Below are 8,854 nucleotides of genomic sequence, written 5' to 3'. Positions count from 1 at the left end.
CGGCAGGCCGGTGGTGTTCGGCGCGGCCGTGGACGTTGACGCCACGCATACGTCGATTAGCGCCGGCATCTCCGAACCCGACGGCACTGTTACCGTGCAGTTGCTCAAGGTGTTGGACGGCACCGGCGGCGCGCCCGGCGAGATAACCCGATTGTGCGACACCTATCACGCGCCCCTGTGCATGGACTCGCGCGGCCCCAACGGCGACCTGTGCGACCGGCTCAGGGCGTTGAACGACGCCAACGGCGACCCCGTGGTGCGTTTCGTGGACATGCAGGCCGCCGACTACCTCAGCGTGGGCCAAGCGTTCGTATCCGGTCTGGAGAACAACACCGTGCGGCACGCGGCAGACACCGAGCTGGACGCCAGCGCCGCGAACAGCGCGCGCGCATGGTCGGGCGACGCATGGCGCGTGAGCCGTCGTGGCAGCACTGGCAAGACCTCGCCGCTCGAAAGCGCCATGCTGGCCGCGTGGGGCGTCTCCCACCGGCCGGAACCGGAAGGGCCGTTGCAGATCTTCTAATCGGCGTACAGCCGTTCAAGCACGCCGTCATGGTCTGCGGCTATGAGTCTGGGCGTCGGGGACACGGTAAGCGAGGCTTCGCCACGGGCCACGGCGTCGGTGACTCGGGCGAGCAGGCCGAGCGCGTCCAGAGCATCCAGCGCCCGCCCATCGCCGGGGGCCGTCACATGCGCCTGAAGAAGCCCGGCTTGGATGGCGGCCGTCACGGTGTCGGCAAATTCCATGTCGGGCTTGCGCGCCGGGAACCTGTATCTTTCCACTGGCCCATTGTATTGTGCGCGGCCGTGGCGGACTGTGGCGGGCAAGGGCGCGCGCCGCTGGCCCCGCCACGGTGGCCGGGCGCATGATGTGCCGCATGAACGACTTGGGTTTTTTCGCGCGGCTGCGCTTCGCCGGCAAGATCATCACGCGCGGCGTGGCCGCCGTCGATGACATCCCGCCGGAAATCATGCCGCCCAGCCGCACGCCGGCCTATGACCCGTTGCAGCTGTCCACCGTGTTCCGTGGCGTGCAGGTGTTGCAGACCGCCATCGCCGGCCTGCCGTTGCACGAGATGCGCGGCGGCGTGAAGCTCAACACGCTTGCCTCGATCGTTGACCACCCGGACGCCAACCGAAGCCGCCGCGACTTCATCAGCGACATAGTGGCCTCATTGTGCTTGGACGGCAACGCCTTTGTTCGCAAGCTGCGCTATGGCGGCGAAGTGGTGTCGTGCCAAGTGCTGCCGCCAGCGTTGGTGACCGTCAGGGACGACGGGCGAGACCCGGCCGCCCCGGTGCTTCGCTACACGTATCTTGGCCGCGAGTACACGCCCGACGACATCACCCATTTGAAGTTCCTCAACGTTCCCGGCCGGCTGAGGGGCCTTGGCCCCATCTCCGCCGCGCGCGAAGAGGTTGAGGGCGCGAAGATGGCCCGCGACTACAAGGCACGCTTCTACACCGATAGCAGCAACGCGAAGGGCTATTTGAAGTCAGATCAGAAGATTACCCCGGACAGCGCGAAACAGGCGAAGGACGATTGGGGCAAGGCCGGCAGGGCCGGCGACATCAAGGTGGTCGGCAGCAACCTTACGTATGTGCCCTTGGACATGAAGCCGGCTGATTTGCAGTTTCTTGAGACGCAGAAGTTCGACACGACGCAGATCGCGCGTCTTCTTGGCATCCCGGCCAGCATCATGCTGGCCGCCGTGGACGGCAGCAATCTGACGTACAGCAATATCGAGCAATCGTGGATTGAGTTCGCCGACTACACGTTGGCAGCCTACACCGGCGAGATCGAGGAACTGTTAAGCGGCCTTCTGCCGCGCGGCCGCACCGTGCGGTTCGACTGGGATAGCAGCCGGCGCGCCGACATGGCCGACCGGTATGGCGCGTACCAGACCGCCATCGGCAGCGGGTGGCTGACCGTGGACGACGTGCGCGAACGCGAAGGTCTGCCGCCATTGGAACAGGCGGCGGTGATTCAACCGATTGGAGGCACTACGAATGAATGACATCGACAACAGGCTTATGGAGACGCGCACGCTCGACCTTACCGGCATCGAGCTGCGCGAGGCCGACGCCGGGGACGGCACCACCTTGGAGGGCGTGGCCGTGCCCTTCAACCAGAGGTACGCGCTGTTCGGTGACTACGCAGAGGTCATCGACCCCGACTGCGACTTCGGCACCCGCCAGACCGTGAAGGTGAGCCGCGAGCATGGCGAGCTTATCGGCAAGGTGACCGGCACCGAACGCCGGCCGGACGGCCTGCACGTCGTTATGAAGCTGTCGGACACCGACAACGCGCGCGAGACCGTGCGACTGGTGCGAGATGGCGTGTACGACGGCTTTTCGATTGGCTTCAGGCCGGTTGAGAACCGCGTCATCCAGTCGGACGACGGCGTTACCGAAGTGCATCGCCGCGCGATCGACCTGTTCGAGGTTGCCGTTACCGGCATCCCCGCCTATCCCGCCGCCCAGATCACCGGGCAGCGTTCCCAGACCACCGCAAACAACAACGAAAGCGAGGAACCCACCATGGGCAACGACAACAACAACGAGGCGCGCGCGGCCATCGACGAACGCCTAGAGGCGTTCGGCGAGGAACTGCGCGGCATCAAGGCCACCGTGGCCGCCGGCATCGAGACGGGCAAGCCGGCCGAGCTGGGCGGAGAGTTCCGCACCCCCGGCGACTACCTCAAGGCCCTGAGCGACGAACGCGACGCCAACCACCAGACGGCCATCGACCTTATGCGCCAGACCCGCGACGCCATCGTTACCGGCGACACCGGCAACACCGTGGCGTGGATCGCCGACGATCTGCGACTGATCGAGCAGCGCCGCAAGGTGACCAACATCCTGACCCGTGACACGCTGCCGGCCACCGGCATGTCGATGGAATACAACGTGGTCACCGAAGACACCACCAGCGTGACCAAGCAGGCCAGCGAGGGCACGGCCCTGAAGTTCGGCAAGGTCAAGTTCGGCACCAAGACGGCCGACATCGACACCTACGGCGGCTACACCACCCTGAGCCGTCAGACCATCGAGCGTTCGACCACGCCCATGCTCAACACCGCCCTGAAGGCGCTGAACAACGCCTACGCGAAGNACGCGAAGGCCACCGAAAACGCCGTGCGCGATTACCTGTACACGCTGATCGCAGCGCAGCGCGACGCCGAGGAGAACGCGAACAACATCGCGGCCCCGGCCACGCTGGACGCGATGACTGCCGACCAGTGGGCCGGCCTCATCCTCGACGCGGCCGAGGTGATGGACGACCGCAACGCGGCAATGACCCGCCTCGGCGTCAGCAAGGACGTGGCGCTTGCCCTTATCAAGCTCAAGGACTCGGGCAACCGTTTCATGGACATCTCCGGCAAGGGCAGCGACACTATCGGCGCGTTCGACCTCACCGGCGTGGTGGGCGACCTCATGCGCGTGCCGGTGTACATGCTGCCCAAGGCCCCGACGGGCACCGCCGCGTTCATCGACCCTACCAGCGTGACCGTGTGGGAGAGCGGCGGCCCCACCCAGCTTTCCAACACCGACCCGGTGAACATCGTGGACAACTACAGCGTGTACGGATACATGGCCGTGGCCGCCACGTTCACCGACGGCCTGCTCCCCATCAAGTTCGCCGCCAAGGCAGCGTGAGCATGACCGACGAAGAACTCTTGGCCCAGCTCCGCAACGAAGTCAACGTGCCCCAAGGGGACGACGAACGCTTGGCCGCGAAGCTGGCCGCCGCCAAGGCGTATGTGGGCAGCGCCGTAGGCGCGGCCGAAGTGGCCGACACCGTGCTGGCCGACTGCATCGTGGGTTGCGCGGCCGACCTGTACAACAGCCGCGACGCACGGCTGGGCGTCATGGACGTGGGCGACGGCGTGACCGAACCGTTCCGCGTCAGCACCGACCCGCTCAGGTCGGTGTGGCCGAAATTGAAGGCGGCTGGCGTGAACACCGGCGGGCTGGTGATCGCATGACCGTATCCGTGCGCGAGGAACGCGAAGCGTTGATGGAACTGCTCAGGGACGCGGCCGGCGACCTTGTGGACGTTGTGACCATCGACGCACAAGAGGCCCGCCCATTGCCCGGCAAGGCCGTTATGCTGATCGACCCGCCCGCGATCACGTTCGAGGGCTACCAGTTCCAAGAGCGCGTGTGGACGGTGAACGTGATCGCCGGCACCACCGCCACTCAGGTGGACGCCTTGGACATCATCACCCCCGTGGTCGAACGCCTCTGGGAACGCAAGGTCAACATGCGCGAGGCGAAACCCGTCAGCTACTCGCTGGCCGGCGTCGGCAAGCTGGCCGCCTACGAAATCACACTGAACCCCTTGGAACTCACCGAGGACTAATCGAAAGGAACACATCATGGCGAAGGTACGAACCCTTGGCCCCGGCTCGCTCAAGATCGGCGCGACCGGCAGCGAACAGGACTTCTCGGCGGACGTGACCAACACGACGCTGGCACCATCGACGGACACCGAGGACCCGGACAACTTCCTTGACGGCCATTCCGAGGGCGGCGCGCAGACCGAAAGCTGGACGCTGAGCGGCTCCGTCAAGGAGGACTTCAGCATGGACGGCCTTCAGGTCTGGTGCAACACGCACAGCGGCGAGGAACTGCCGTTCGAGTTCATCCCCAACACGTCGGGCACCGTGAAATGGACTGGCAACGTGACCATCGCCAGCATCCAGATCGGCGGCGACGTGAAGAGCAAGAACGCCAACGACTTTTCGTTTGCTGCCACGAACGTGACGCCCAGCGCCTACACCGCCGCCTAAACGCATGGCCGGAACCATCGCGGCCGGCGGCAACGGCTATCTGCAATTGAAGGGCGCAAGCCAGTTGGCGCGTGGTCTGAGGAAGGCCGGCGACGATCTGAAAGACCTCAAGGAAACGAACCGCGAGGCCGCGCAGATCGTGGCCAGCGAGGCCAAGAAAACCGCGCCCCACCGTTCCGGCCGATTGGCGCGCACCATCCGCGCCGGCGCGACCCAGAAGGCCGGCGTCATGCGCGCCGGCAACAAGGGCAAGGTGCCCTATGCCGGCGTCATCAACTACGGGTGGCCCGGCCACAACATCAAGGCTACGTACTTTGCGAACAAGGCCGCGAAGGACACCGAGCCAGAATGGACGGCCCTGTATTCACAGGCCGTGCAGAAGATCATCGATCGCATAACCACAGGAGATTTGAGCAAATGAGCGACAACACAGAACCCGTGACCGCGAACACGCGCGTGCGCTACGTGGACGGGCACATCGACGAAATCACCGTGACCATGTTCCAGCGCACCGCCGCCGAGACCTACGGCAAGGCCCACGGGTGGGGCACCCTCATGGAGGCCGCCGTCAAATTCAACGCATACAGCGCCTATATGCGCTGCCGTCAGACCCAGCTCACCAGCCTGCCGTTCGACCGGTGGCTGGCCGAGGTCGTCAGCGTCGAGGACATCAGCAAGGACACGGAACCCGAACCCGAGTACTTCAACCCGACGCCCGGCGTGGAAGAGGCATCGAACCCTTTCCCCGGTGGGACGACGACGGACTGAACGTCTGGTCATGCGTGCTCGCCGCACGGTTCGGCGGCACGCCGTGGGCTTGGCGGCGCGAGAGCGGGCCAAGCCCCGAGGACTGGGGCACATGCTTGGAGCTTTTGGAACGTGAGCGAGAGGCCGCCGAAGAGGCCGAACGGGAAGCGATGGAGGCGAGGGAATGAAAAGCGCGATACTGGCTATACGCATCATCGGCGACGCCACCAGCGCCGTGGCCGCGATGGACAAGGCCCAGCGCGCCAGCATGTCCTTCAAGGACAAGGTGGGCAAGGCATCGGTGGCCGCCGGCGCGGCGCTTGCCGCGATAGGCGCGGGCGCGGCCACATGCGTCAAAAGCGCGGCCGACCTACAGCAGAGCGTGGGCGGCGTGGAAACGGTGTTCGAGTCCAGCAGCGCCAAGATGCTGCAATGGAGCAAGCAGGCCGCCCAAAGCGTGGGCCTCTCGCAGAACGAGTACAACGAGTTCGCCACGCTGGTCGGCTCGCAGTTGCAGAACTTCGGCATGACCGTTGACCAGAGCGCGGACAAGACGAACGAACTGATCGGCTTGGGCGCAGACCTCAGTTCCATGTTCGGCGGCACCACCGCCGAGGCCGTGGACGCGCTATCTTCGGCGCTCAAGGGCGAGATGGATCCCATCGAGCGATACGGCATCAGCCTGAACGACGCGACCTTGCAGGCGCAGGCCGCCAGCATGGGCTTGGGCGACCTGTACAAGCAGGGCGACCGCAACGCGAAGATGCAAGCCACGCTTGCGGCGATAACCGCCCAGTCCGGCAAGGCGGTGGGCAACTTCGCGCGCGAGGCCGACACCGCGCAGGGCCAGCAGCAGCGCATGGCGGCGGCGTTCGAGAACGCCAAGGCCGCGCTGGGCGAAAGCCTGCTGCCGGCGCTGACCATCGGCGCGCAGAAACTCGCAGAGTTCGCCACATGGGTGCAGCAGAACACCGGCTGGCTCACCCCGCTGGTGGGCGTCATCGCCGGCGTGGCAGGCGTGATCGTCACGCTGAACGCGGCCATGACCGCGTACAGCACCGTGGCCGGCATCGTCGCCATCGCGCAAGGCTCGCTCAACCTCGCCTTCCTCCCCATCATCGCGGTGGTGCTCGCCGTGGTGGCGGCCATCGCCGTGCTGGTGATGAACTGGGACAGCGTGAAGAAGGCCGGCGCGGCGGCGGCCCAGTGGATAAAGGACGCTTGGAACACGTTCTGGAATTGGATAACGGGCGTGTTCTCCGGCATAGGCCAGTGGTTCGCCGACAAATGGAAGGCCGTCAGCGACGCCGGAAGCAACGCCGCCAAATGGGTGAAGGACGCTTGGAACGGCATCACCGGCTTCTTCCAGAGCATCGGCGACGGCATCCAACGGGCGTTCGCCGCGCCCATCCAATGGGTGGCCGACAGGTTCCAATGGCTCAAGGACAAGGTCATGGGCATATGGGACGGCATCAAGGGCGCATGGGACACCGTGACCGGCTGGTTCAGCTCCGGCGCGTCAGCGCAGGCGGAGCAGGCCGCCGCCTACACGGCCCCCGTCATGCGCGCCTACGCGCCCGTGCGCTCCATCACCGGCATGTCCACGCCGCGCACGTCCGGCATGGCATTGCCGAGGCTGTCCACGCCCGCCGCCGTGAACGCGCGCCCGGTGGTGCAGCGCGTCGAAAACAATACGTATGAAGTCCACATCGACGGACTGGTGGCAGACCCAGACGGCACCGCCAAGGCCATAGAACGCCTGTTGGACGGGCGCGCGAGGAAGCGGGGCCGCAGATGAGGCAACCCATGCTGTACATCGACCGTGGCAACGGCTGGGAGGACGCGACCGGCCACGCTCACGCGCCGGCCGCGCTGGCCTCGTTCTCCATCGACTGGGGGTGCGATTCACCCGAGGAACAGCCCGACCCCAGCGTGCTGCGGTTCCAGCTGATCGACCGCACCGGCGACTTGGCGGGCAACAGCACGCGCTTGGCCGGCATGAAGGTGCTCATACAGTTGTCACGCCGCCCGGTGTGGCGGGACCTCGACGGCGTGGAAAGCTGGCAGGAACAGCCACGCTCAATGACGTGGGCGGACTTCCACCGGACCCACCGGCCCGCCACCGGTGGGCAGCCGGACGAAGGCGCGTTGACCATATTCACGGGCAACGTGACCAGCGGCGGCGAGATCACCCAGCGCGGCGACGGCACGTATCTGCTCGACCTGTACGCCAACAGCACGCTGGTGCGCGCCAACCGCACCACGCGGCAAGGTCCGACCTCGACCGACGCGGCCTTCTCCGGCCTGCATTGGACCGGCGACAAGGCGGCGCGCGTGGACGAGATCAACGCGAGGCTACGCGCGTTGGGCTGCCCTGTCTTGGACACCCAGACCACGGTGTGGCTCAAGACCAACGCCGCCCAGCCGGCACCATACGACACGGACTCATACCCCGATCTATCCACCGTGCTCAACGCATTGGCCGCCAACAGCCCGTACATCCCCCTGTACTACGAAACGCACGACACCGGGCTGGGAAACGACCATATCCACGCCGTGTTCGCCGGAAGCCCGCACAGCATCACGCTGCACTCGGACGGCACGCTGAGCGTGCTCGGCTACGGCATGGAACAGACCGTGGCCGACGGCGGCATGATAACCGTTGACGGCAACACGCTGACCATCCCAGACCCGGTGAGCAAGGTCACCCTGTCCACGAAGGCCGTCAAATGGGACGACAACAGCCAAAAGCTCACGTTCGAGGACGACGAACTGGAAATCGGCGATCAAGGCCTGTTGCCGGCCAACCTCACCGAAACCGTGGAATCCGTGTCGTTCGACTGCGACGCCGTGACCCGCGACGACTCGCAGGGCCATTGGACGCGCGGCACATGGCAGCCAAGCGACGACGAACGCCAGCAGTGGGCGCGATGGCTCGCCACGCAGACGCTGAGGCTCAGACCGGAGAAACTGACCGCCAGCAGCCGCCACCTCGACATCGACCTGTACGAACAACAGTTGCAGCCCACGGCCAGCCTGTGGGCGTTCGTCAACACCCGGTACACCAAACTATTGGCCGACGACGGCACCCCGGCCACGTCCGGCGCATGGCTCGCCACCGGCGGCACATTGTCGTTCGACTGGCGGAACGGCGAACCGGTCCTTTCCAACGAACTGACCCTAACCCCGCTGCCCATGACGCCCAGCACGCTGAGCAAGTGGGACGACCTGAACCCCATCGGCATGGCATGGCAAGCCATGCCCGAGTTCACATGGGGCGAGTTCTCGCAAATCACCTACTTCGAGCAGTA

10 protein-coding genes and 1 pseudogene are annotated in these 8,854 nt (G+C 65.7%); 10 read left to right on the top strand and 1 reads right to left on the bottom strand.

What is annotated here, in order from left to right:
* Positions 1 to 523, top strand: a pseudogene (locus AC1AUD_RS13485) (hypothetical protein); the annotation flags it as partial.
* On the opposite strand, the gene AC1AUD_RS13480 reads toward AC1AUD_RS13485, so the two are convergent.
* Positions 520 to 783, bottom strand: a complete 264-nt coding sequence (locus tag AC1AUD_RS13480; protein WP_476574893.1) for a hypothetical protein — start codon at positions 781 to 783, stop codon at positions 520 to 522. The pseudogene AC1AUD_RS13485 and the gene AC1AUD_RS13480 sit on opposite strands and share 4 nt — an antisense overlap.
* Positions 784 to 878: 95 nt before the next feature.
* Between AC1AUD_RS13480 and AC1AUD_RS13475 the strand changes: the two genes are divergently transcribed.
* The 9 genes from AC1AUD_RS13475 to AC1AUD_RS13435 form a co-directional block, all read left to right on the top strand.
* Positions 879 to 2,018, top strand: coding sequence for a phage portal protein (locus tag AC1AUD_RS13475; protein WP_476574892.1), 1,140 nt, complete (start codon positions 879 to 881; stop codon positions 2,016 to 2,018).
* On the top strand, positions 2,011 to 3,660 hold the full coding sequence (locus tag AC1AUD_RS13470) for an HK97 family phage prohead protease (protein WP_476574891.1): 1,650 nt from the start codon (positions 2,011 to 2,013) through the stop codon (positions 3,658 to 3,660). Before AC1AUD_RS13475 ends, AC1AUD_RS13470 begins: the two co-directional genes overlap by 8 nt.
* A 2-nt stretch (positions 3,661 to 3,662) precedes the next feature.
* Entirely contained in the window at positions 3,663 to 3,989 is a 327-nt protein-coding gene (locus AC1AUD_RS13465; protein WP_476574890.1) for a hypothetical protein, read from the top strand.
* Complete coding sequence (locus AC1AUD_RS13460; protein WP_476574889.1) at positions 3,986 to 4,366, top strand: hypothetical protein; 381 nt, start codon at positions 3,986 to 3,988, stop codon at positions 4,364 to 4,366. Before AC1AUD_RS13465 ends, AC1AUD_RS13460 begins: the two co-directional genes overlap by 4 nt.
* Before the next feature lie 16 nt (positions 4,367 to 4,382).
* Entirely contained in the window at positions 4,383 to 4,796 is a 414-nt protein-coding gene (locus AC1AUD_RS13455) for a hypothetical protein (protein ID WP_476574888.1), read from the top strand.
* 4 nt (positions 4,797 to 4,800) lie between these two features.
* A complete protein-coding gene (locus tag AC1AUD_RS13450; protein ID WP_476574887.1) occupies positions 4,801 to 5,217 on the top strand; it encodes an HK97 gp10 family phage protein in 417 nt (138 codons plus the stop codon).
* Positions 5,214 to 5,564: a hypothetical protein gene (locus AC1AUD_RS13445; RefSeq protein ID WP_476574886.1), complete on the top strand. Its 351-nt coding sequence runs from the start codon at positions 5,214 to 5,216 to the stop codon at positions 5,562 to 5,564. The genes AC1AUD_RS13450 and AC1AUD_RS13445 overlap by 4 nt, the downstream gene beginning before the upstream one ends.
* Before the next feature lie 163 nt (positions 5,565 to 5,727).
* On the top strand, positions 5,728 to 7,341 hold the full coding sequence (locus tag AC1AUD_RS13440) for a phage tail tape measure protein (RefSeq protein ID WP_476574885.1): 1,614 nt from the start codon (positions 5,728 to 5,730) through the stop codon (positions 7,339 to 7,341).
* The coding region (locus AC1AUD_RS13435) for a hypothetical protein (RefSeq protein WP_476574884.1) at positions 7,338 to 8,854 on the top strand (1,517 nt) is incomplete at its 3' end. The genes AC1AUD_RS13440 and AC1AUD_RS13435, both read left to right, overlap by 4 nt.

The organism is Bifidobacterium sp. LH_730, from assembly GCF_056355835.1.
Note: the sequence above shows the minus strand (reverse complement) of the source record. Positions and strands in the feature narration are given on the sequence as shown.

What these genes read in the sequence shown, in the direction of transcription:
- AC1AUD_RS13475 (WP_476574892.1), top strand. Translation starts at nt 879, where the DNA reads ATGAACGACTTGGGTTTTTTCGCGCGGCTGCGCTTCGCCGGCAAGATC.
- AC1AUD_RS13440 (WP_476574885.1), top strand. Translation starts at nt 5,728, where the DNA reads ATGAAAAGCGCGATACTGGCTATACGCATCATCGGCGACGCCACCAGC.
- AC1AUD_RS13465 (WP_476574890.1), top strand. Translation starts at nt 3,663, where the DNA reads ATGACCGACGAAGAACTCTTGGCCCAGCTCCGCAACGAAGTCAACGTG.
- AC1AUD_RS13455 (WP_476574888.1), top strand. Translation starts at nt 4,383, where the DNA reads ATGGCGAAGGTACGAACCCTTGGCCCCGGCTCGCTCAAGATCGGCGCG.
- AC1AUD_RS13450 (WP_476574887.1), top strand. Translation starts at nt 4,801, where the DNA reads ATGGCCGGAACCATCGCGGCCGGCGGCAACGGCTATCTGCAATTGAAG.
- AC1AUD_RS13460 (WP_476574889.1), top strand. Translation starts at nt 3,986, where the DNA reads ATGACCGTATCCGTGCGCGAGGAACGCGAAGCGTTGATGGAACTGCTC.
- AC1AUD_RS13445 (WP_476574886.1), top strand. Translation starts at nt 5,214, where the DNA reads ATGAGCGACAACACAGAACCCGTGACCGCGAACACGCGCGTGCGCTAC.